This is a genomic window from Streptomyces sp. Edi2 (assembly GCF_040253635.1).
GTDB lineage: Bacteria > Actinomycetota > Actinomycetes > Streptomycetales > Streptomycetaceae > Streptomyces.
Genome location: NZ_JBEJGX010000003.1, coordinates 6,530,080 through 6,552,747, shown reverse-complemented (window position 1 = coordinate 6,552,747; position 22,668 = coordinate 6,530,080). Strand labels below are relative to the sequence as shown.

The window sequence follows — 22,668 nt, the reverse complement described above, 5'->3', positions numbered from 1 at the left end:
CGCCCGAACCCGTGAACAAACGCTGTCGTTTGAGTCCATCTGTGCAGCTGGACCTCGGCGGCAACCATGGCAATGGTGGCTAAGAGGGGGGAGCGCCTTCGCCATCCCTCATCGCGGAGACCGGTGCACCAAGTCCACGACCGCGGAGCAGCACCGGCCGAATCACTTGACAAGTCAACCTGCCTTCCCCAGCTTCGAACTTGCTAAGTCAACCTGTCAGGTCGCCTGGCAGGTACTCAACCAAGGGGAAATCTGTGCGTGTAATCCGTGTCGAGACCTCGTCCGCCACGATCCTGCTGACCGAGGCGCCGGAGCCCAAGGTCAAGGACCGCAAGACGGGCGAGATCGCGAAGGACGCCGTGAGCGGCGAAGCGCTGATGAAGGTCGGCGTTGTCTACATCGATGAAGGGGAATCGTCGCTGATCTCGGTGACCGTCCCCGAGAGCGGGGTTACCGACGGCTTGGTCGTCGGGGCGCCTGTCTCCCTGCCGGGCCTGGTCGCGCGGCCCTGGGAGAGCGTCTTCAACGGCCAGGCTCGTCACGGCATTGCCTACCGGGCGGCTGAGGTCGCTGCCGGTGCCTACCCGGCCGGGCAGGAGGGCTGATAGTCGTGCCTGACGTCACGACGCTGGTGGAGCTGGGCGGGCCGATCGCCGCCATAGGTGGAGCGGCCTACGCCCGGAAGGCACACCCGGCGGCCTACTGGTCAACGGTGGGGCTTCCGCTGTCGGTTGTCCGGCTGATGGCCTCGTACGGCTCGACCATGGACGCCTGCGGGCTGACCGTCGAGCCGTCCCGGCTGCGGGCCCTGGCTGTGCGGGCGACCACGCGTCGGGAGGTTCGGCCGGTGCCGCCGAGGCGGGGCATTCCACGCCCTACCTCTACGGGGCTGCGCGTCCGCATTCGGCTCGCTCCCGGACAAGAGCCGGCGGACGTGGCGGCTTCGGCCGAGAGGCTGCGGCACGCCTGGGGTGTTCACGCCGTGCATGTCGTGAGCCTCGAACCGGGTGTGGTTGAACTGCGGCTGGTCGGCTTCGACGTGCTGAGCAAGGTGAAGATGCCTCGCCGCACCGGGAGTGACTTGCTGACGGTCCCGGTGGCGCTTCGGGAGGACGCAACCGCGTTTGTCCGCGACTATCGGGCAGTCCCTCACCAACTGGTGCTGGGGGCGGCCCTGTCGGGCAAGTCGATGTTCCTGCGGAACCTGCTGACGGGGCTGGCCGCACAGCCCGTGGCGCTCGTCGGGATCGACTGCAAGCGCGGTGTGGAGCTGGCGCCGTTCGCTCCTCGGCTGTCCGCGCTGGCAACGGATCCGGACGAAGCGGCGAACCTGCTGCCCGTGCTGGTGAAGGAAATGGAGGACCGGTACGACCTGATCAAGGCCCGTCAGGGCATCGAGCCGAGCGCGCCGGATGGAGTGATCACTTCGGATGTCTGGGGGCTGCCGGAGGGTGAACGCCCCCACCCGATCGTGGTGTTCGTGGACGAGGTGGCCGAGCTGTTCCTTGTGGCCACCAGAAAGGACGAGGAGCGGCGCGACGAGATGGTGACCCAGCTGATCCGGCTGGCTCAGCTCGGTCGGGCCGCCGGGATCTACCTGGAAATCTGCGGGCAACGCTTCGGTGCCGAGCTGGGCAAGGGCGCCACCATGCTCCGGGCCCAGCTCACCGGGCGCGTCTGCCACCGCGTCAACGACGAAGCCTCGGCAAAGATGGCGCTCGGCGACATCGCACCCGAGGCGGTAGGTGTCGCCTCGACCATCGCTGCTGAAGTGCCGGGCCTCGCCGTGGCCGGCGACACGGCCGGCGGCTGGATCCGCATCCGTACCCCGTACCTCTCCCTCGCCGATGCCGCGGCGACCTGCCGCGAGACGGCCGAACTCGTACCTGATGTACCGGCGCTGGAGCCCTTCCGGCCCCACGTTCCGGCCCCGCCCGTGACGCTCCCCGTCACCCTGGCCAAGCCTCGTCCCGCCAACGGCTGACCCACTTCTCACCCCGGCCGGCGTGATCGCCTCACGCCAAGTCCCTACCCCTGCCATGTCCGAAACCGGAAGGAGGCGAGCAGTGCGCAAACCGCCCGTCCGCGTTGACGCCGTACTGGTCCAAGCGGTCATCGCCGCCGCGCTGTCTTTCGCGCATCTGCACGACCTGGCGGTAGCCGCGGGCCAGGACGGCTGGAAGGCGTGGGCCTACCCGGTGAGCGTCGACCTGCTGATGGTCGCCGCCTGGAAACGGTTGCGGTCCGGAGAGTCCAAGGCGGCCGGGTGGTCGTGGTTCCTGGTGGCCCTTGCGGCCAGCCTCGGCGCCAACATCGCGACCGCTGGACTCCTCGACCTCAGCCACGTTCCGCCCTGGCTCCGCGTACTGGTGGCCGGCTGGCCGGCAGCTGCCTTTCTCGGCGGCACCCTGCTCGCCCACGGCCCCGCCACCGATCGCGCGGACGTGATCGCCGACTCGGACGTCAGCGACACACCGGCACCGGCACCGGCACCGGAAGAGCAGCACGAAGTCGAACCGCCCGTCCGCGCGAGAACGCCCGAACTCGTCGCCGAGCCCGCGCCTCCCTCTCCCCCGGCCGACCACGTTCCCGCCGCCCTCATCACCCACGCCCGAAAGATCGCCACCGAGCACCACACCCGCACGGGAGCACCCATCGACACCGCAACACTCCGCGCCCGACTCGGCGTTCCGGCCCCGCTCGCCGAGGCCATCGCCACTCACCTCACCTAACCAACTGGAGCCACCTTGCGTCGATCCACGCTCCGCGCCCTGAAGCGCGCAGCTGAACTCACCCGCCAAAACCGCTTCACCGAGGCCGTGCTCGTCGCCGAGCCGGTGATCGTCACCGCCGACCGCCTGGAGGGCGACGAGATCCGCGCCTGGCTGATCGGCCACGCCGCCGAATTCACCGCCGAGAAGGAGACCCGCTGATGGCTGCCCAGCCGCGTTTTCGCCGCGTGATCCGCTTCGGCCCGGTCCAGGTCGGCACCTACCACGACGGTCGGGGCCGCGAGAAGCACACCGCTGCCTGTACGGCCCCACGTTGCGGCTTCGCCGTCGATTACGACTCCCGTGCCGCCGCAGAACTCGCCGCCCGTACGCACCGCTGCCCGGTGCGCTGAAGAGGAGCCCTGCCCCATGACCGTAAGCCTGCCTCTGGTCGTCGTCCTCGGCCTCATCGCCTGGGGAGCCGTGAAGTTCCTCGGCGTCCGCATCTGGATCGTCGTCGTGATCGCGCTCTTCGGCTTCTACCTCGCCGGCACCTTCCTGGCCCCCGCCATCGACTCCGGCACCCGCAGCGGTGTCGAGATCGTCAACGGCACCCACCGCTGAAGGGAGACGACCTCATGCTCTTCCGACCTCAACTGCCCACGGCTCCAGCGCCATCCGCTCACATCGCGGGTTCAAGTCTCGCTACTCACGTCCAAACGCCGGTCTGTTCCTGCCATCCCGCCGCCGGGCCTGCGAGGGCTCCTCGCCGTCCGCTGCCCTCGGTCGGTGCAGGCGCCGTGGCGATCGTCCTGGTGGGCGGCGTGATCCTCACCGTGCTGCTGACCGCCGTCGCCGTCTCGGCCGTCTCCACGGCCATCGCCGCTGTGGTCCTGCGCTCCCTGCTCAACAACCAGCGTCATCACTGAAGCGGCTACCGGGGCGGCCTCGATACCGCCAAGCATCCACCGCCCCGGTAGCCCGACCCTCTTCGACCAGAAGCCGAAAAGGAGAAGTCCATCATCACCCGCAGCACCCCTCCCCCGCTCACAGACCTGGGGAAACTCGCCGCGTCCGGCACCCTGCCCGGCCTCGTGCGGCAGCTGGCCACGCTCGGCGGCTGCACCCGCCCCATCCGTCTGGCCGGCCACCGCACCGAACACCGCATCGACACCGCCACCGGCGAAATCGGCCCCGCCCTTCACCACCTGGACTCGAACGACCTGCCTGCCGGTGACCTCCTGGTGCGCTGCGGCAACCGTCGCACCACCCGCTGTCCCACCTGCGCCGAGACCTACCGGCGCGACACCTACCACCTGATCACCGCAGGACTCCGCGGCGGCAAAGGCATCCCGGATCGGGTCACCTCCCACCCACGTGTCTTCGCCACCTTCACCGCCCCGAGCTTCGGACCGGTCCACAACCGCCCCTCCGCGCCCGGTGGCCGTACCCGCCCGTGCCGCTGCGGCCGACACCACGACCAGGAGGACGCCGCACTCGGTACCCCGCTCTCCCCCGACCGCTACGACTACGAGGCTGCCGTGCTCTGGAACGCGCACGCGGGCATGCTCTGGCGTCGTTTCACGATCTACCTGCGCCGCGAGATCGCCCGCCGGGCCGGACTGACCCAGCGGGAATTCGCGCAACACGCCCGCGTCTCTTTCGCCAAGGTCGCCGAGTATCAAAAGCGCGGCGCCGTCCACTTCCACGCTGTCATCCGCCTCGACGGCCCCGCGGGCGGCGACACCCCTCCCCCGCCCTGGGCAGGCGCCGAGATGCTGACGGACGCCATCAAGGCAGCTGCCGCCCACGCCACCGTGGTCGGCCCGGTCCTCGACGGCCGCGCGCACTCCTTCGCCTTCGGCCGCCAACTCGACGTCCGCACCATCAAAGGCACCGACCTCGACGGCGGCACCACGCTGACCGACCGCGCCGTTGCCGCCTACATCGCCAAGTACGCCACCAAGGGCGCCGAGACAGCGACCGGCACCCTCGACCGACCCCTGAAGTTCGCCGCCGAACTCGCAAGCCTCGATATCTCCCCGCACGCCGAACGCCTCATCCGCACCGCCTGGGCGCTCGGCGCCCGCAAGGACCTCGAAGACCTCCGGCTGCGGGCCTGGGCGCACATGCTCGGCTTCCGCGGCCACTTCTCCACCAAAACCCGCCGCTACTCCACCACCCTGGGCGCCCTCCGCGAAGCCCGCGCCCAATGGCGCCGCCTGCAAGCCGCCATCGCACACGGAGACACCCCATCCGAGCCGCACGACCAGGAGGACGGCGAGACCACGCTCGTCCTCGCCCGGTGGACCTACGCCGGCACCGGCCTCAGCCCCACCGAGCAATGGCTGTCCTCGTCCCTAGCCGCCACCAGCACACCCGAGGAGCCACGCCGATGACACGCTCTCTGCCCACGCGCTACCTCACGCCGGTGGATCTGGCCGAACTCCTCGGCGTACCGGTCGAGACCGTCTATCAGTGGCGCCGCAAGCACACCGGCCCGCGCGGCTTCCGCGTCGGCCGACACCTGCGCTTCGATCCCGAAGACGTGCGTAGCTGGATCGCCGGACAGATGGGGGAAGCAGCCTGATGGCCGGCCACATCCAAGATCGCTGGTACAAGACGGTGACCGGGCCGGACGGCAAACCGGACCGGCAGAAGACAGACCGCCACGGCACCGGTATGCGCTACCGCGCCCGTTACGTCGGCCCGGACGGCACGGAGAAGAGTAGATCGTTCCCCGACCGCCAGAAGCGCCGCGCCGAGGAATGGCTCGCGCAGACAGAGGCCGACATGCTCCGCGGCCAGTACGTCGACCCGAAGGCCGCGCGGGTCACCTTCCAGCAGTATGCGGAGCGCTGGCTCACCGGACAGACGACAGACCCGACTACCCGCATCGCTGTCGAGACCCGGCTACGTCTCCACGCCTTCCCCAACATCGGCTCCCGACCGCTCGGGGCGTTCCGGCCTGTCCACATCCGGGAGTTCGTCCATGCCTTGGAGAAGGCCCCCATTGCGGGCACGTACGCCCGCACCATCTACGCGAATGTGCGGGCCGTGCTCTCGGCTGCCGTGGACGACGGGTACCTGGCTCGGAACCCTTGCAGTGCTGGCTCCGTACGTCCGCCAGCGGTCTCCGCGGGCCGGGTCGCCCCTTGGTTACCCGTCCAGGTCCGAGCTGTCCGTGCAGCACTGCCGGAGCGTTACCGCGCGATGGTGGATGTCGGAAGCGGCTGCGGACTGCGACAAGGAGAGATCATCGGCCTGGCCGAGGACGCCGTCCGCTTCGACAGCGACACCCTTCGCGTGGTCACTCAAGTCAAGCTGATCCGTGGTGTGGCGGTCTTCGCTCCGCCAAAGGGCAACAAGGAGCGGGACGTGCCGCTGCCCTCGTGTGTCGCGGTCGCGCTGAAGCATCACATCGAGAATCACCCGCCCGTGGACGTCGAATTGCCGTGGCAGAGGCCGGACGGCCGTCGTGTCACCCGACGACTGCTCTTCACGAACTCGGCCCGCGGGATCGTCTGGCGCAGCAACTTCAACGTCCAGGAGTGGAAGCCCGCTCTCGCAACTGCTGGCCTCATCCCGAGACCGCAGGCAGGTAAGCCCTATGCCTCCGCGCGGGAACACGGCATGCACGCCCTACGGCACTTCTATGCCTCGGTGCTCTTGGACGCGGGCGAGAGCGTGAAGGCGGTCAGCGAGTACCTCGGCCACTCGGACCCCGCCATGACGCTTCGCGTCTACGCGCACCTGATGCCCACCAGCCGTGAGCGCGCACGACGGGCAGTGGATCAGCTTCTCCAGTCGGAGTGACGCCCCGGGCCTGTGGTTCTGCAGCTGATTGGAATCTGGGGACACGGGCAGCTGCGGACCGCTACGGTTCGCCGACTGAGAGTTTCAGAAACAGGGGGATGATGGCGAATGCGAGGACGCAACGCGGCCGCCTGCGCGGTTTTGCTCGTCGCTCTGGCAGGGTGCGGCGATGCCACACCCGAGAAGGAGGCCAAGGAAGCCCCCTCGACTCGTCCAACCATTGGTGATTACGTCGGCAAGACCAAGAGCGAAGCAGAGGACGACCTGAGCCCGTCGATGACCTTGCCGGCGTATGAGGACGCGAAAACCAAAGCCGATCGAAGTGACTCCACCTTCGATACGTGGATCATCTGCAAGCAGGATGCGCACGGCGACGGACCCGTCATGTTCTCCGTGGCTGCCACCCGTGCCGCCTGCGGGCTGCCCGCGGCTTCCAAGCACCCTGAGGTCTCGAAGTCTCCGGCTCCCTCGTCGGATGCCTCAGACGATGTGCCCTCGCCTTCCGACAAGGACGAGCAATACGCCGGCGCCGTCAAGGTTCGCGCTCCCGTTCTCAGGCAGGTGGAGGCTGACGACCTCGGCGTTCAGGGGCAGCTCGTTTGCACCGAGCTGGACGCGGGCGACAGCCCCCGGGAAGTACTCAAGACCATCCAGGCTGCGTACCCCGGAGTGAAGGGCCTGGCCCTCGTTACCGAAGCGCCTCCCGTCTACTGCCCCTCGCACGAGTCCGCCGTGGCCTCAGCGCTGAAGTAGCTAATGGCCTTGCTGGAACCGCTCACGGCCCAGCCACGGCCCACGGCCCGACAAGAAGCCCCCTACCGGCAGCAAAACCGCTGGTAGGGGGCTTCTCGTCAACCGCAGAGACAGAGTTCTCCGGGTGCAGGCATTGTGCGTCCAGTGCGGCAGATCGCCCAGGGAGACCCAGGCCGGAGCGGTGAGCGGACGATCACCCACGATTTCCTTTTGTCATTCACATGGCACACCCAAAAGCGCCAAAATGCGGCCCACGGCCCGCCGCTCAACCAATTGCTACGCGCCAGAAAAATGTGCAGTGAATTGGCCGCCCATTCAGGGCGCTTGCAGATGACACACCACGGCGCTGACTCACGGACCGAGCGGACTCGCCGTCCAACGGAAGCGACCGCGAACGAGTTGAACGCGTTCGACCATTCAGATAAGACCGTTTTACATGCATTCGGACCGGCAGTGACGATGCAATTCTCCTCCTCATTCCGATGACTACTGCATCAGCCTCTGTATTGGCTGCTGAATTACTACCGAGATCGGCTCAATGAGTGGCTTTCCCGGACCGGACCGGCGTGCTGCGGCAACGTTTCGAAACAGCCCTGTACCCCTGGGACGTTACGTGCGGCGATGGAAGGCTGGCGACGATGTTCGGGCGAAGGAAATTCCTCATGGCCGGCGCTACGGCCGGTGCCTTGGGTGGTGCGGGCATGATGCTCTCACGGGGTGTTCTGGGAGCTCAGGACGATGCGTCGCCCGCTCACGGGACAGGGTCTGCGGACAGCGCGGTGCCGCAGACCCCTCCGCTGGAGAGGTACGTCGATCCGCTGCCCAGGCCGATGACAGCGATTTCGGATCCTTCTGTCTATCCGGGCGCCGACTACTACGAGATCACGATGCGGAAGGGATCGTGGCGCTTCCACCGGGATCTCGGGCCGGCAATCGTATGGGGTTACTGGGCCGCGAACCCGAACGACCCTCGCAAGCCGATCGGCATGGGCTATCTGGGGCCGACTCTCAGCGTGACCAGGGACCACCCGACGGTCGTCAAATACCGCAACCACCTGCCGACCACTCACCTGTTCCAGTCCGTGATCGACGGTATTCGGAACGGGGACCCCCAGCTCGCCCCGAGCCCTCCGCCTCCCTACAAGAGCGAGCCACCCTTTCCCCCGAATATCAACGTGTGGAACGTCGTACACCAACACGGCGGTTTCACGGCACCACAGTCCGACGGAATGCCGTTGCATTCGTTCAGCCCGGACGGCTTCCATGCCGAGTCCTACACCACCCTGGACCCGAGCCGAGTCAAACCCAACGAAGCGATCTGCGCCTACACCAATCACGACCGTTCGTGCATGCTCTGGTATCACGATCACGGCATGGGAATGACCAGCGTCAATGTCTATGCGGGCCTCGCCGGTCTCTACCTCATTCGTGACCCCGTCGACGAACGGCTCGGGCTGCCACGAGGCGAATTCGAGGTCCCCCTCATCCTGCAGGACCGGACCTTCCACCGGGACGGCTCACTCGCCTACACCATGGCCCAGCGGGAGGGCGAGGACACCCCGGTCGTCAACGGGAAGGCGTACCCCTTCCTGGCGGTCGAGCCGCGACGCTACCGGCTGCGCATTCTCAACGCGTCGAACGAGCGTTTCTGGCGGCTGAGGTTCGACGTTCCCAGGGACGTACTGCCGCAGCCCACACTGCCGTTCTGGCTGATCGGCACCGACGGCGGCTTCCGTGCTCCCTTGCAGATGCTGAACTTCCTGATCTCGCCGGCCGAGCGGTACGACCTGATCGTCGACTTCAGCCAGATGCCCATGGGAACGAACATCACCTTGTCGAACTACCATGCGCCGGTCCACTACCCCGGCATGCCCGGCATGGGGCCGGTGATCTCGGAAATCATGCAGTTCCGGGTCACCAAGCGATTGTCCGGAGGCGCGGACAAGACGACTCCGCCCAAGAAACTCCAGCTGCCGGCGGTCGCACCCATCGAGCCGAAACCGGGTATCCGCCGGCGGGAATGGGTCACGTACCAGCACAAGCTCTTCGGCACCATGACGTTCAACGCGCTGCCCTTCATGGAGCCGTCCCAGGACTTCATCAAGGCGGGCTCGGCGGAAATCTGGGAGTACATCAATCCCAACCACGACGCCCACCCGATGCATGTCCATCTCGTCAACTTCCAGGTGCTGAACAGGCAGCCGATCGACGCAGCCGCCTACCAGGCGGATTACGAAAAGTGGCTCGACGGTGGCCGCAAACCGGAGGACCGGCCGGTGTTGGCGAACTATCTCACCGGCCCACCGAGTCCGCCGGACCCGGACGAAGCGCGGTGCGACAAGGACACCTTCAAGTCCTATCCGGAGACGGTGACCAGAATCATCGTTCAGGAATTCAGCCCGCCGACGGAGACGATCGCGTCGATCCCGAACAGCGGCACAAAGCTCCCGGCGACGTACGTCCACCACTGCCACATCCTCGAACACGAAGACGACGACCTGATGCGCCCGTGGACCATCGTCGCCCACGACGACCACAGCGGCACCGACCACGTCGGCGGCCGTGGCCACTGACGGAGCGATCGACCCGAATCGGCCGGCCCGCGCTCACGATTCTGGTCGAGGTTGCACCCGCTACCGCGGGTTGCGAGTACTCCTCGGATTCCCATGACAAGGCCGGCCTCCCCGCATGCCCTCTCCCTACCGCTGTCCCTCCCCGCCGCCCGCACACGCGAAAGAGGCCCGCCGCTCGGTGCGGCGGGCCCCTCACAGGTATCGGGAGACCTTCATGCGCAAGGAAGCCGGGAGACGCCGAAACCGGACAGCCCGCTTCCCTCTGTGGTCCCTGGGTTCAGCCGGATCCCACGAAGATCACGAACAGCAGCCAGACGACCGGGGCCGTCGGCAGCAGGGAGTCGAGGCGGTCCATGATGCCGCCGTGGCCGGGGAGCAGGGTGCCCATGTCCTTGATGCCGAGATCGCGCTTGATCATGGATTCGCCGAGGTCGCCGAGGGTGGCGCTGGCCGCGACGGCGAGGCCGAGCAGCAGGCCCTGCCACCAGGCTCCGTGCACGATCAGGAATTCCATGCACAGTGCGCCCGCCACCATCGCGAAGAGCACCGCGCCGACGAGTCCTTCGCGGGTCTTTCCGGGGCTGATCCGCGGCGCGAGCTTGTGCCGGCCGAACCGCCAGCCGACCGCGTACGCGCCGGTGTCGCTGACGACCGTCAGCATCAGGAAAGTCAGCACCCGTTCCGGCCCGTCGGGCTCGGCCGCGAGCATCAGCGCCACGAACGTCGCGAGGAAGGGCACGTAGAACGCCGCGAAGACACCGGAGGTGACATCCCGCAGATAGTTCTCGGGTGCCTCGGTCATCCGCCAGACGAGGACGGCCAGCGCGGTGAGCGCCATCGCCACCCAGGCGCCCTCGGCACCACGGACGTATCCGGCGACCACCATGGCGGTGCCACCGACCGCGAGCGGCACCAGCGGCACCTTGATGTCCTTGCGCTCCGCCAGCCGCGAGGTCAGCTCCCACAGGCCCACCACAACGGCGATCGCTATCACGCCGATGAAGACAGGCTTGTAGACGAAGAGCGACGCAACGATGATCGCGCCGAGGCCGATACCGACCCCTATCGCGGCGCGCAGATTGCGGCCCGCGCTCTTCTTCTTCGGCTTCTCTGAGTCCGGCGAGCTGTCGGACCCGGAAAGAGGGGTGGGCATGGGCTCCTGCGGCTTTTCGTCGCGGAACAGGGGGCCGCTCGGTCGAGCAGCCCCCCGGTCGTCCAGGTGATCCCGGCTGTCCCGGAGGTCCCGACGTTCCCGGTCGTCGTCCTGGTGTCCGCCTGGCCCGGGCACGAAGGGCAGGGGCCGGGTCCGGTCCGGGTCGCCCCAGCCGTGCCCGGGACCGGCCGGGGCGGGGGGCGCCACCCCGCGGAGCGAGGAGGCCGGTCCGTGGTCGGGCGATGCCCGGTGTCCGGCGCCGGGCGGGGCGGCCCCCCAGGAAGACTCGTTCATCAGACCTCGAGGAGCTCGGATTCCTTGTGCTTGAGCAGCTCGTCCACCTGCGCGACGTACTTCGCGGTGGTGTCGTCGAGCTCCTTCTCGGCGCGGCGCACCTCGTCCTCGCCGGTTTCCTTGTCCTTGACGAGCTTGTCGAGCGTTTCCTTGGCCTTGCGGCGGACGCTGCGGATCGAGATCTTCGCGTCCTCGCCCTTGTTCTTCGCGACCTTGATGAACTCCTTGCGGCGCTCCTCGGTCAGCTCGGGGAACGTCACCCGGATGATGTTGCCGTCGTTGCTCGGGTTGACGCCGAGGTCGGAGTCGCGGATGGCCTGCTCGATGTTGCGCAGCGCGCTCTTGTCGAACGGGGTCACCACGGCCATCCGCGGTTCGGGAACCGAGAACGACGCCAGCTGGTTGATCGGCGTCATCGCACCGTAGTAGTCCGCCACGATCTTGTTGAACATCGCCGGGTGCGCACGCCCGGTGCGAATCGCGGCGAAGTCCTCCTTGGCGACCACGACGGCCTTCTCCATCTTCTCCTCGGCCTCGAGGAGGATCTCTTCGATCACCACTTGCTCCTGGTCTTTTCGGTAAGAAGCAGAGCCTCGCCCCTGCCGCGCGTCTTCTCCTGCACGGTGTCCGACCGGCAGGCCGTTGTCCATCCCCGTACCGGGGTCTTGCCCGGGCCGGGAGCTGCCGCCCGTACCGGCCGATGCCCGTACGGAACCACGGCAGTTGGGGCCGTCAGGCCCGGGTGCCCTGATCGCTGACGAGCGTGCCGATCTTCTCACCCTTCACCGCGCGCGCGATGTTACCCTCGGCGAGCAGCTCGAAGACGAGGATCGGGAGCTTGTTGTCCCGGCAGAGCGTGATGGCGGTGGCATCGGCGACCTTGAGGTCCCGGGTGATGACCTCGCCGTATTCGAGGGCGTCGAACTTCACCGCGTCGGGGTTCTTCTTGGGGTCGGAGTCGTAGACGCCGTCCACCCCGTTCTTGCCCATCAGCATGGCCTCGGCGTCGATCTCCAGGGCGCGCTGGGCGGCGGTGGTGTCGGTGGAGAAGTACGGCATGCCCATGCCGGCGCCGAAGATGACGACCCGGCCCTTCTCCAGATGGCGCACCGCACGCAGCGGAATGTACGGCTCCGCGACCTGACCCATGGTGATCGCCGTCTGGACGCGCGAGTCGATGCCCTCCTTCTCCAGGAAGTCCTGGAGGGCCAGACAGTTCATGACCGTGCCCAGCATGCCCATGTAGTCGGAGCGGGCCCGGTCCATGCCGCGCTGCTGGAGTTCGGCGCCGCGGAAGAAGTTGCCGCCGCCGATCACGATGGCGATCTCGTAGCCGTCGCGCACCACGGCGGCGATCTCGCGGGCCATGGCGTGCACGACGTCGGGGTCGACGCCCAGTCCCCCGCCGCCGGCGAATGCTTCGCCCGACAGCTTCAGCAGGAAGCGTCGCCTGCCGCCGTGGCCGGCATGGTCTGCGTGCGCGCCGTCGGCACCGTGAATCATTGAGCTCTCCTCGTGCACATACGAAGAAGGCCATTGCCGTGGGTCTGGTTCAGATCCCTGTGCGGCAATGGCCTCCTCGTCACATCTGCGGCCGGCCGTTGAGCGGCCGACTGCCTACGACCCTAGCGGGGCCGCAGGTCATTCGCTGCCTTCGCGACAGGCTCAGATGCCGACCTTGATGCGCGCGAAGCGCTTCAGGGTGACACCGGCCTCCTGCAGGACCTTCTCGACGGACTTCTTGTTGTCGAGCGCGTACGGCTGGCCGAGCAGCGTCGCGTCCTTGAAGAAGCCGTTGACGCGACCCTCGACGATCTTCGGCAGGGCAGCCTCGGGCTTGCCCTCCGCGCGGGTGGTCTCCTCGGCGACGCGGCGCTCGGCCTCGACGACCTCGGCCGGGACGTCGTCCTTGGCGAGGTACTTCGGGGCGAACGCGGCGATGTGCTGCGCAATGCCCTTGGCGACCTCGGCGTTCTCCTTGTCGAGCTCGACAAGGACACCGATCTGCGGCGGCAGGTCGGGCATGGTGCGGTGCATGTAGACCGACACGTAGCCGTCGGAGAACTGCGCGAAGCGGTCCAGGACGATCTTCTCGCCCAGCGTGGCGTTGGCCTCGTCGACGAACGCCTGGACGGTCTTGCCGGCCTCGATCTCGGAGGCGAGCAGGGCCTCGATGTCGGCCGGGGAGGTCTTCGCGATGTGCGCGGCGATCTCGTTGGCGACGGCCTGGAACTTCTCGCCCTTGGCGACGAAGTCCGTCTCGCACTTCAGCTCGACGATGACACCGGAGGCGTTGTCGTCGCCGACCAGGGAGACCACGGCGCCGTTCTCGGCGGAGCGGCCCTCGCGCTTGGCGACGCCCTTCTGGCCCTTGATACGCAGCGCCTCGACGGCCTTGTCGACGTTGCCCTCGGCCTCGTCCAGGGCCTTCTTGCAGTCCATCATGCCGGCGCCGGTGAGCTCGCGGAGCTTCTTGACGTCAGCGGCGGTGTAGTTCGCCATGGTCTGTGAATCTCTTCTCGAAATCTCGAAGTCGAAAGATCTACGGGTGGACGGCGGGGGCGGCGCTCGTGGCGCCCTCCCCCGCCGTCATCAGCCGGATGCTGCGGGTCAGGCCTGCTCGGCGTCCGCGGCCGGCTTCTCGGCCTCGGCGGCCGGAGCGGCCTCCTCGGCGGGCTTCTCCTCGGCCTTGGGGGCCTCGTCGTCAGCCTTCTTCTCGCCCTCGAGCAGGTCGCGCTCCCACTCGGCCAGCGGCTCGGCGGCAGCAGCCTTCTCGCCGGGCTTCTGGTCGCCGGTGGCGGCACCGGAGCGGGCGATGAGGCCCTCGGCGACGGCGTCGGCGATCACGCGGGTGAGCAGGGTGACGGAGCGGATCGCGTCGTCGTTGCCCGGGATCTTGTAGTCGACCTCGTCCGGGTCGCAGTTGGTGTCGAGGATCGCGACGACCGGGATGTTGAGCTTGCGCGCCTCACCGACGGCAATGTGCTCCTTCTTGGTGTCCACGATCCAGACGGCGCTGGGCACCTTCTGCATCTCGCGGATACCGCCCAGGGTCTTCTCCAGCTTGGCCTTCTCGCGGGAGAGGACCAGGAGCTCCTTCTTGGTGAGGCCGGAGGCGGCCACATCCTCGAAGTCGATCTGCTCGAGCTCCTTCAGGCGCTGCAGGCGCTTGTAGACGGTCGAGAAGTTGGTCAGCATGCCGCCGAGCCAGCGCTGGTTCACGTAGGGCATGCCCACGCGGGTCGCCTGCTCGGCAATGGCCTCCTGGGCCTGCTTCTTCGTGCCGACGAACATGACCGAGCCGCCGTGGGCGACGGTCTCCTTGACGAACTCGTAGGCGCGGTCGATGTACGACAGCGACTGGAGCAGGTCGATGATGTAGATGCCGTTGCGCTCGGTGAAGATGAAGCGCTTCATCTTCGGGTTCCAGCGGCGGGTCTGGTGCCCGAAGTGGACGCCGCTCTCCAGCAGCTCCCGCATCGTGACGACGGCCATGGCCGTACTCCTTGTTTTGCTCGGTTCCACTGCGGCCGGTCGGCCGCGGTGCCTGACGCCCCGACGCGCCTGCCGAGGAAAGCACCTTGCGGGGCCGTCCAAGGACCGAGGAGCGCGGCCGTCGTGCTGCCCGAAAGGGACTGGTGCACTGACGGCGGGGCGTGCGAAGTCGACCCGGTGACCCGGATCGCCATCAGAAGTGTACGGGACGGCCGATGCACCGGGCGACACACACCATTTCGATCCCCGCGCGGGTGACACCGTTGTCCACAACCGCCCGCCGATCCACAGCTTCCGACCAAGATCCCCGCGTGGCGGCGGACTGCGCCACCGTCGGGACATGCGACGGAACACACAACCGAACCTGCAGCGCACTCCGCGACCGACCACTCGACGACGCCCTGAACCACACTCCGGATCCGGATCCGGATCCGGGTCTGGCTCCGGGTCGGGGTCTGGCTTCGGCTCCGGGCCGGGGTCTGGCTCCGGCTCCGGCTCGACCACGCTCCGCCGCGCCGTCAGCCGCTTCCGCGGGCACCGGCCCGGCCCGGTCCATCGCGGGCAACCCGGCACGGTCCACTGCGGCCGACCCGGGCGGGCCCGCACCGGGCGGCACGAGCCGGACCGCGACAGGCGGCACGAGCCGGATCGCAGCCAACCGCAGCGCCCGCCGGACCTCGTCCCGTCTCCCGCCCCCTCCCAGTCCCCGCTCGCCTCCCCGCCCCTGTTCCCTTCCCCGCCTCTTTGCCCTCCGCCTCTTTCTCCTGCTCCTTCGCCCTCTCCACCGCGCTGTCCTCTCCCTCTTCCAGTCCTCCCTCCTCCTGTCCTCCCTCCCCGGCCACGCTTCCGGCCGCCGACATCCTTACCGCCGACGCCGCGCGCGGAACCGACTGGATATGGGCCGAGCTGCTTCTTCCCGGCCCGTGCTCTGCGTGTACTCCTGGCCCCTGCCGCGACCGCCCTGCTCGCCGCTCTGTTTCCCGTACCGGCGAGCGCTGCCGCCGCTCCGTCCTTGGCCGTGAGGGCGGAGCGCGGAATGCAGCACCAGGTGGAGAGGGTGGCGGATGGGCCTGCGGGTGCGGCACGTGCCGACGGAGTGGGACCACCGGCGGGCGGAGCGCACGCCCAGGATGTGCCGGAAATGCCCAGTCGCGAGCCGGTGGCACGCCCCGGAGCGGCAGCCCGTCGCGAGGCATCGGCGCGGGCCGACCCTTCTGGTGGGGACAGAGCGTGGCCGGTGGGAGGGGCCGACGGCATAGGGCCCACGGTGGTGCGCGGCTGGGAGCCGCCCCCTTCACCCTGGGCGGCTGGGCACCGGGGTGTGGACCTGGCCGCGCCCACCGGCGCAGTGGTACGGGCAGCGGCACCCGGCCGGGTGGCGTATGCCGGAACCGTCGCCGGCCGTGGCGTCCTGACGATCGAGGTATCCCGCTCGGGCCGCCCTCCGTTACGCACCACCTACGAGCCCGTGCGGCCCACGGTCCACAAGGGCCAACGCGTCGCCGCAGGTCAGCCGGTCGCCATCCTGCAGCGCGGCCCGTTCCACTGCCGGGCGCCATGCCTCCACTGGGGCCTGCGCCGCGGCAAGAGCTACCTGGATCCGTTCTCCCTGCTGCCCCGCAGCATGCTCCGCGGCGGCCCCTCGCGCCTGCTGCCGGTCTTCGGGGTTCCCGTACCTGCGGCCGACCTCACGGTCCCCCGGCATTCGGGAACAGCCGGCCCGGCGCATGCAGCGGTAGCGGCGAAACCAACAGCTCAGCACCGGGAGCCGGCGCCGACAGGAGCCGCCCTCATCGGAGCAGCCGGGCTCGTGGCAGCGGCCGTCTGGGCACTCGGCCGGCTCCATCGGACTGGGCCGACTGGGGACAAAAAGGACGTGCCGACGCAGCCGGGTAGAGAGCAGCTCAGCCTCCGGCGGGACGGTGGGTGGTCACGAGCCAGCCCTGACAGCCGGGAGCGGGAGCCGGAGGGGCAGAGCATAGGGAGCAGTGGCGCTCGGGCGTAGTGCGGGTCTGCCGCAGAGGCAGCCCTGTAGAGCGAGGCCCGCCATCGCTGCACGACGAGCCCGACGACCGACCGACGGGCTGCGGGCTGCGGGCTGCGGGCTGCGGGCTGCGGGCTGCGGGCTGCGGGCTGCGGGCTGCGGGCTGCGGGCTGCGGGCTGCGGGCTGCGGGCTGCGGGCTGCGGGCTGCGGGCTGCGGGCTGCGGGCTGCGGGCTGCGGAGCCAACGAGTGGGGTGGGGCGGAGGTGGGGTGGGAGGGGGGCGGGGGGGGAGGCCCCCTCAGCCGCGGACGCCACGGAGGGCCATGGCGACCGCCGCCTCCGTGATCTCGTCCGGGTCTTCTGCGGCACCGAGTTCGATACGGCGGACCGCGGCGTCGACGACTCCTTGGAGGAGCATGGCCGCGAGTCGGGGCTGTGCATGGCCGAGGTCGGCAAGCGCCTCGACGATCATGGCGATCAGTCCGCCGTGGGCCGCGCGGATCTTCTCCCGGGCACCGGCGTCCAGTTCACCTGCCGAAATGGCGACGACGGCCCGGTGGCGCCGGTCACCGACCAGGGCGAGCTGCCGTCGCACATATGCCTCGACCTTCCCCTCGGGCGTGTCGGCGCTCTCCATCGCCGCCTCCACCTCGGCGGCCCATACGGGGAAGTCGACGGCGCACAGCTCTTCCACGACAGCGGCGCGCGAGCGGAAGTACTCATACACGGAAGAGCGCGCGAGGCCCGTGCGCTCGGCGAGGGCGGGGAAGGTCAGTGCTTCCGTACCGCCTTCGGACAGCAGGGTACGGGCAGCGTCCAAAAGGGCGCCGCGCTGCATCGTCCGGTGCTCGGCCACAGAGGCCGCTCGAATCCTGGGCACCTCACCACTCTACGGATGGCACGCCCCGCGTGGCACTCCGCATGGCGACACGGCCCGCGAAAAGCCCGGGCGTCCGGAGGGTGACTCAGCGTCCGACGTCGGCGAGCTTCGCTCTGAGCTGGAGTACGGACTTGGTGTGGATCTGGCTGACCCTGCTCTCCGTGACGCCGAGGACATTGCCGATCTCGGCGAGCGTGAGCCCTTCGTAGTAGTAGAGCGTGACCACGGTCTTCTCGCGCTCGGGGAGGGTGTTGATGGCGCGCGCGAGCAGCCGTCGCAGTTCGCGGTCCTCGGCGATCTCGACGGGGTTCTCGGCGGCCGTGTCCTCGAGGGTGTCCATCAGGCTCAGCCGTTCGCCCCCCTCGCCGCCGACGTGCAGGAGCTCTTCCAGGGCGACCACGTTGGCCAAGGACAGCTGGCTGAACACGCCGTGGAGTTCCTCCAGCGCAATGCCCATCTCCTCGGCGACCTCGGCCTCGGACGGGGTACGGCGCAGCTGCGCTTCGAGGGTGGCGTAGGCGCGTTCGACGGCACGGGCTTTCTGCCGCACGGAGCGCGGAATCCAGTCCAGAGCGCGCAGCTCGTCGATCATTGCGCCGCGAATCCGGGTGATGGCGTAGGTCTCGAACTTGATGGCGCGTTCGGGTTCGAACTTCTCGATGGCGTCGATCAGTCCGAAGACTCCGGAGGAGACGAAGTCGGCCTGTTCGACGTTGGGGGGCAGGCCGACGCTGACGCGGCCGGCGACGTACTTGACCAGCGGCGAGTAGTGCAGGATCAGCTGTTCTCGCAGCCGCCCGTCGCCCGACGCCTTGTAGGAGCGCCACAACTCGTCGAGCGAGGTGGGCGGGGCGGGGCGCACGCTGCCGCGCGCGGCGGGTGGTACAGCCGCACGATCAGACCCGGAGGTGTGCTGGGGCATTCGTCGCCTTGAGCCGTTCTGCCGAGACACGGGTGGATGGATGTATGAGGGTTGAAGTGCCTGTGAGCGTAGCGTGACCGAAGCGTCGCGGTGCGCGAGGACGGCAGGTTCGGGCGTGCGCAGATACGTTCCGCTGCCCGCACCTCAGGGTTACCTCGTACGGCGTGGCGACACCCGGACAGGGAGCCGGACGCGGACCCCGGGAGGGCCGTGCGGGCGGACGCGGTGACGCGGTGTGCGGGACCTCGTCCATCCCCTGCGCCACATCGCCGTCTCCCCATGGATCGGCCCCGTGCCCCGAAGCACGGCAAACCTGGATTCTGCGGTCATTCCCCTCACCCTTTCACCCGTTCGCCCCAGGTCAAGTACCGCCTCGCCGGGAACCCTCAGTCCTCTCGGCGCGTCGCGCCAACTCCCAGCGATCACCGCACCTTTGCACGAATCCGAGGGACAACAGCTCGAAGAGTTTGCGCTGTGTGACCTCGCGGGGCGTGGCGGCTTCCTCCGCCAGACGGCCGGTGCCCGCGCTGCCGCGCGCGGGCAGCGCCTCCAGTACGCGGGTCGCGACGGGATCGAGGAGGTCGCGGATGCGGGTCGGGCCCTGCTGCTCGGGAGCGAGGTCGCCGATGCTGCCGACGAGTTCGATGACCTCGTCGGCGCCGGTGACCACCGCGGCCTCGCCGCGCAGGAGTTGATGTACCCCGGCGGACAGGCTGCTGGTGACCGGGCCCGGCATGCCCATCGTGAAGCGGCCGAGGGCCAGCGCTTGCCGGGCGGTGACCAGTGAGCCGCTGCGCAGCTCGGCCTCCACGACGACGGTGCCTCTGGTGAGTGCGGCGATGACGCGGTTGCGCTGGATGAAGCGGCTGCGGGTGGGATGGTCGCCGGGCGGTAACTCGGCGACCACCAAGCCTTGTTCGGCGATCCGGCCGATCAACTCGGTGTGGCCCCGGGGGTAGGCGTGGTCGGCGCCGCAGGCCATGACGGCGATGGTTGCGCCGTCCGCGGCCAGCGCGCCGCGGTGAGCCGCGCCGTCGACCCCGTATGCGGCTCCGGAGACAACGGCCCAGCCCCGGTCGGCGAGTCCGGCGCTGAGGGTCGCGGCCAGGTGCGCGCCGTAGTCGGTACAGGCCCGGGCGCCGACGACGGCGACGGAGCGCAGCGCCCACAGCCTGAGGTTGGCCGCCCCGCGTACCCACAGGCCGATGGGGCGGGCGTCCCCGAGGTCGTCGAGCTGGCCGGGCCATTCGTCGTCCCCGGGGCAGAGGAACCGGCCGCCGAGCGCGGTCATGGCATCGAGGTCCGCGGTGGGGCGGGCCCGGGCGGCCCGTAGCCGCAGGCCCGCGATCTTGGCCGGGGTGGAGCCCGTGGGAGGGTCCGCCGCGTCGTCGGAGAGGGCGTGCCAGAGGGCCACCGGGCCCATTTCGCGTAACCAGCGGCCGGCGGTTTCGTCACCCGGTTCGAGGATGCGGGTGAGGGCGGCGCGGGCGGTGCGCTGCGGTTCGTGTCCCTCGCGGCGGGCGGACCGCCGGCCGGCTGCCATCGGCTGTGCAGGATGTGGCTCGGTTGCCGTGTGTGCGGCGGGGCCCGGCTCGGTCGGGGCGGGCTGCCGGCTCCGGCCCGGCGTGGCGGTGACGGGATCACTCGTGGCAAAGCCCCATGCGTCGGTGCTGGTCATCGCTCACACCTGTCCCTGCGGTTGGGCGGCGGTCGTCGTGGCCGTGCGCTTGCCCCCGCCCCCGCCCGCTGCTGTCGGCGCGCCGCGGCGTACCCCCGTGCGGAGTTCCAGGGCCCAGTTGACGTCTTCGCCGGTGGGGCGGTCGCGGCCGGACAGGTCGGCGGCGGTCCAGGCGACGCGGAGGACTCGGTCGAGGCCGCGGGCCGTGAGGAGACCGCATTCGAGGTCACGTTCAGCCGGGGCCAGAGCGCCCGGGTCGACCTGCCAGCGGGTGCGCAGTTCATGGCCTGGCACCTCGCTGTTGGTCCGCCATGGAGTGTCGGCGAGGCGGGCTGCGGCGCGCTCGCGGGCGGCGTGGACGCGTTCGGCGACGGTCGCGGTGGATTCGGCGCCGCGGCCGAGGGCGACCAGTTCCGAGCGGGCGACCGGTTGGACGGCGATCCGGAGGTCCACCCGGTCCATCAGGGGCCCGGAGAGCCGGGCTCGGTAGCGCCGGATGGACGACGGCCGGCATTCGCAGTCGCCGCCGGGGGTGCCGTGCCGTCCGCACGGGCAGGGGTTGGCGGCAAGGGCGAGGAGGAAACGGGCGGGCATGCGCATCATGCCCGCCGCGCGGGCGACGACGACCTGGCCGGATTCCAATGGCTGGCGGAGCGCGTCCAGGACGCGTGGGCTGCACTCGGCGGCCTCGTCCACGAACAGCACACCGTGATGGGCCAGGGATACGGCCCCGGGGCGTGGCAGTCCGGTGCCGCCGCCCACGAGGGATGCCATCGTCGCGGAGTGGTGCGGGGCGCAGTAGGGCGGCCGGTGGAGGAGCGGCTGTCCCGGTGGGAGGGTGCCGGCCACCGAGTGGACGGCGGTGACCTCCAGGGATTCCTTGGGGGACAGTCGTGGCAGCAGCCCCGGGAGGCGTTCGGCGAGCATGGTTTTGCCGGCGCCGGGCGGGCTTTTGAAGAAGATGTGGTGGCGTCCGGCGGCGGCCACCTCCAGGGCGCGGCGGGCGCTGTGCTGTCCGGCGACGTCCGCGAGGTCGGGGGTGTGGCCACCGGTCGGCAGGCCCGCGCTGACGCCGGTGCCGGGCATCACCAGCCCGGCGAGCAGCGGGTCGGGGCGCCCTTCTTCGCGGGGATCTTCCTCGTCGGGTACCGGTTCGTCGGCGAGGACGGCGATGAGCTGGCGCAGGCTGCGGACGCCGAGGACGGAGACGCCGGGGACCAGCGAGGCCTCGGCCGCGGTCTGCTCCGGGACGACGACCTGGCGGTATCCGGCGTCGGCGGCGGCCAGTACGGCGGGCAGCACTCCGCGTACGGGACGGACCCGGCCGTCCAGGCCCAGTTCGCCGATCATCATCAGGTCGGTGAGTTCGCGGGGGTCGAGGCGTTCGGCGGCGCCGAGGACCGCGCAGGCCACGGCCAGGTCGAAGCCGCTGCCGCCTTTGGGCACGGATGCCGGGCTGAGGCCGACGGTGAGCTTCTTCTGCGGCCACTCGGTGCCGGAGTTCACGACCGCGGCCCGCACCCGCTCGCGGGACTCGATGAGACTCTTGTCAGGCAGTCCGACGAGGGTGAAGGCCGCGACGCCGGGTTCCAGGTCGGCCTGGACCTCGACGACGACGCCTTCGACGCCCACCAGCGCGACGGAGCAGGTCCGGGCGAATCCCATCAGGCCGCCCCTCGGACGTGCTGGACGACCGGGGCGCCGCGGGCCGGCAGGAGGACACCGACCACATCGATCCGTACGCCTCCGGGTGGCGGGCCACCGTGCCGTTCGAGCCAGCGTTCCGCCAGTAGCCGCAGGCGGGCGGTCTTCTCGGGACGTACGGCCGCCATGGGGTGTTCGTACCAGCCGGCGCGGCGGGTTTTGACCTCGCAGACCACCAGGGCGTCGCCGTCGGCGGCGACGATGTCGATCTCTCCGTCGCGGCAGCGCCAGTTGCGGTCCAGGATGCGCATACCGGCCTCGATGAGCCGCCGGGCGGCCAGGTCCTCGCCATAGCGGCCGAGTGCGCGCCGCCGGGTGTCGGCCGGTTTGGCCGCCGTCAGGCCGGGCGTCGTCGAGGTGGCCGTCTTCGGACCGGGCGCCGGTGGCACGGCGGCTGCCCGTTCGGCGACCGGTGCCCCGTGAGCAGGCTGCTTGACGGCCTGCTTCCTCACCGCCGGTGACTTGCGTCCCTTGGATGGCTTGCGTTCCGTGGGCGGCGCTCCTGAGCGCGCCCTCCGCGCCGGCTCCGCGGTCTGTGCGTCGTTCCCGGCCTTGCGGCCGGCCTGCATGGCGTTCATGCGGTACCACCTCCGGCACCGACTGTGACGCTCCCGCCCCGACCTGTTGGATCTTGGTGGACAGTGAGCCGGTTGTGGATAACCCGCTCACCCGTGCGGGTGACGCCGGGCGGGTTCAGGGCAGGCT

General features: G+C 69.5%; 23 protein-coding genes. 13 read left to right on the top strand and 10 right to left on the bottom strand.

Going from position 1 to position 22,668, the window contains the following annotated elements; genetic code table 11:
* Positions 1 to 254 precede the first annotated feature (254 nt).
* From ABR737_RS32270 to ABR737_RS32215, 12 genes are all read left to right on the top strand, one after another.
* On the top strand, positions 255 to 605 hold the full coding sequence (locus ABR737_RS32270; RefSeq protein ID WP_350254331.1) for an SCO3933 family regulatory protein: 351 nt from the start codon (positions 255 to 257) through the stop codon (positions 603 to 605).
* Positions 606 to 610: 5 nt separating this feature from the next.
* Complete coding sequence (locus tag ABR737_RS32265; protein ID WP_350254330.1) at positions 611 to 1,984, top strand: FtsK/SpoIIIE domain-containing protein; 1,374 nt, start codon at positions 611 to 613, stop codon at positions 1,982 to 1,984.
* 82 nt (positions 1,985 to 2,066) lie between these two features.
* Complete coding sequence (locus ABR737_RS32260) at positions 2,067 to 2,732, top strand: DUF2637 domain-containing protein (protein ID WP_502964416.1); 666 nt, start codon at positions 2,067 to 2,069, stop codon at positions 2,730 to 2,732.
* Positions 2,733 to 2,747: 15 nt separating this feature from the next.
* Positions 2,748 to 2,933, top strand: a complete 186-nt coding sequence (locus ABR737_RS32255; protein ID WP_350254327.1) for a hypothetical protein — start codon at positions 2,748 to 2,750, stop codon at positions 2,931 to 2,933.
* Complete coding sequence (locus ABR737_RS32250) at positions 2,933 to 3,124, top strand: mobile element transfer protein (RefSeq protein ID WP_350254325.1); 192 nt, start codon at positions 2,933 to 2,935, stop codon at positions 3,122 to 3,124. Before ABR737_RS32255 ends, ABR737_RS32250 begins: the two co-directional genes overlap by 1 nt.
* A 16-nt stretch (positions 3,125 to 3,140) precedes the next feature.
* Entirely contained in the window at positions 3,141 to 3,335 is a 195-nt protein-coding gene (locus tag ABR737_RS32245; protein ID WP_350254323.1) for a hypothetical protein, read from the top strand.
* A 176-nt stretch (positions 3,336 to 3,511) separates the two neighbouring features.
* Positions 3,512 to 3,640: a hypothetical protein gene (locus ABR737_RS32240; protein ID WP_350254321.1), complete on the top strand. Its 129-nt coding sequence runs from the start codon at positions 3,512 to 3,514 to the stop codon at positions 3,638 to 3,640.
* Between the two features lie 153 nt (positions 3,641 to 3,793).
* On the top strand, positions 3,794 to 5,110 hold the full coding sequence (locus ABR737_RS32235; RefSeq protein WP_350257006.1) for a replication initiator: 1,317 nt from the start codon (positions 3,794 to 3,796) through the stop codon (positions 5,108 to 5,110).
* Positions 5,107 to 5,301, top strand: a complete 195-nt coding sequence (locus ABR737_RS32230) for a helix-turn-helix domain-containing protein (RefSeq protein ID WP_350254319.1) — start codon at positions 5,107 to 5,109, stop codon at positions 5,299 to 5,301. Before ABR737_RS32235 ends, ABR737_RS32230 begins: the two co-directional genes overlap by 4 nt.
* Complete coding sequence (locus ABR737_RS32225) at positions 5,301 to 6,527, top strand: tyrosine-type recombinase/integrase (protein ID WP_350254318.1); 1,227 nt, start codon at positions 5,301 to 5,303, stop codon at positions 6,525 to 6,527. Before ABR737_RS32230 ends, ABR737_RS32225 begins: the two co-directional genes overlap by 1 nt.
* Before the next feature lie 108 nt (positions 6,528 to 6,635).
* Positions 6,636 to 7,280, top strand: coding sequence for a DUF732 domain-containing protein (locus tag ABR737_RS32220; protein ID WP_350254316.1), 645 nt, complete (start codon positions 6,636 to 6,638; stop codon positions 7,278 to 7,280).
* Positions 7,281 to 7,822: 542 nt separating this feature from the next.
* Positions 7,823 to 9,853, top strand: a complete 2,031-nt coding sequence (locus tag ABR737_RS32215) for a multicopper oxidase family protein (RefSeq protein WP_350254314.1) — start codon at positions 7,823 to 7,825, stop codon at positions 9,851 to 9,853.
* 277 nt (positions 9,854 to 10,130) lie between these two features.
* On the opposite strand, the gene ABR737_RS32210 is transcribed toward ABR737_RS32215, so the two are convergent.
* The 5 genes from ABR737_RS32210 to rpsB form a co-directional block, all read right to left on the bottom strand.
* Entirely contained in the window at positions 10,131 to 11,300 is a 1,170-nt protein-coding gene (locus tag ABR737_RS32210) for a phosphatidate cytidylyltransferase (RefSeq protein WP_350254313.1), read from the bottom strand.
* A complete protein-coding gene (gene frr, locus ABR737_RS32205; RefSeq protein WP_030087489.1) occupies positions 11,300 to 11,857 on the bottom strand; it encodes a ribosome recycling factor in 558 nt (185 codons plus the stop codon). The genes ABR737_RS32210 and frr overlap by 1 nt, the downstream gene beginning before the upstream one ends.
* Positions 11,858 to 12,032: 175 nt before the next feature.
* Positions 12,033 to 12,803: a UMP kinase gene (gene pyrH, locus ABR737_RS32200; RefSeq protein ID WP_088800294.1), complete on the bottom strand. Its 771-nt coding sequence runs from the start codon at positions 12,801 to 12,803 to the stop codon at positions 12,033 to 12,035.
* Between the two features lie 162 nt (positions 12,804 to 12,965).
* Positions 12,966 to 13,802: a translation elongation factor Ts gene (gene tsf, locus ABR737_RS32195; RefSeq protein WP_350254311.1), complete on the bottom strand. Its 837-nt coding sequence runs from the start codon at positions 13,800 to 13,802 to the stop codon at positions 12,966 to 12,968.
* Positions 13,803 to 13,910: 108 nt separating this feature from the next.
* A complete protein-coding gene (rpsB, locus tag ABR737_RS32190; protein WP_350254310.1) occupies positions 13,911 to 14,795 on the bottom strand; it encodes a 30S ribosomal protein S2 in 885 nt (294 codons plus the stop codon).
* A gap of 340 nt (positions 14,796 to 15,135) precedes the next feature.
* Between rpsB and ABR737_RS44000 the strand changes: the two genes are divergently transcribed.
* The gene (locus ABR737_RS44000; protein ID WP_502964415.1) at positions 15,136 to 16,800 is read left to right on the top strand and encodes a murein hydrolase activator EnvC family protein; all 1,665 of its coding nucleotides are present in this window, start codon (positions 15,136 to 15,138) and stop codon (positions 16,798 to 16,800) included.
* A gap of 277 nt (positions 16,801 to 17,077) precedes the next feature.
* Here ABR737_RS44000 and ABR737_RS32180 read toward each other — a convergent pair whose 3' ends face one another.
* From ABR737_RS32180 to ABR737_RS32160, 5 genes are all read right to left on the bottom strand, one after another.
* Positions 17,078 to 17,617: a TetR/AcrR family transcriptional regulator gene (locus tag ABR737_RS32180; RefSeq protein ID WP_350257005.1), complete on the bottom strand. Its 540-nt coding sequence runs from the start codon at positions 17,615 to 17,617 to the stop codon at positions 17,078 to 17,080.
* A 127-nt stretch (positions 17,618 to 17,744) separates the two neighbouring features.
* The gene (gene whiG, locus ABR737_RS32175) at positions 17,745 to 18,581 is read right to left on the bottom strand and encodes an RNA polymerase sigma factor WhiG (protein WP_088800290.1); all 837 of its coding nucleotides are present in this window, start codon (positions 18,579 to 18,581) and stop codon (positions 17,745 to 17,747) included.
* A 361-nt stretch (positions 18,582 to 18,942) separates the two neighbouring features.
* Positions 18,943 to 20,124: a DNA-processing protein DprA gene (gene dprA, locus ABR737_RS32170; protein WP_350257004.1), complete on the bottom strand. Its 1,182-nt coding sequence runs from the start codon at positions 20,122 to 20,124 to the stop codon at positions 18,943 to 18,945.
* 138 nt (positions 20,125 to 20,262) lie between these two features.
* Positions 20,263 to 21,924 carry a YifB family Mg chelatase-like AAA ATPase gene (locus ABR737_RS32165; RefSeq protein ID WP_350254308.1) on the bottom strand — a complete coding sequence of 554 codons (1,662 nt, stop codon included), beginning with the start codon at positions 21,922 to 21,924 and terminating at the stop codon, positions 20,263 to 20,265.
* Positions 21,924 to 22,304: a YraN family protein gene (locus ABR737_RS32160; protein ID WP_350257003.1), complete on the bottom strand. Its 381-nt coding sequence runs from the start codon at positions 22,302 to 22,304 to the stop codon at positions 21,924 to 21,926. Before ABR737_RS32160 ends, ABR737_RS32165 begins: the two co-directional genes overlap by 1 nt.
* Positions 22,305 to 22,668 lie beyond the last annotated feature (364 nt).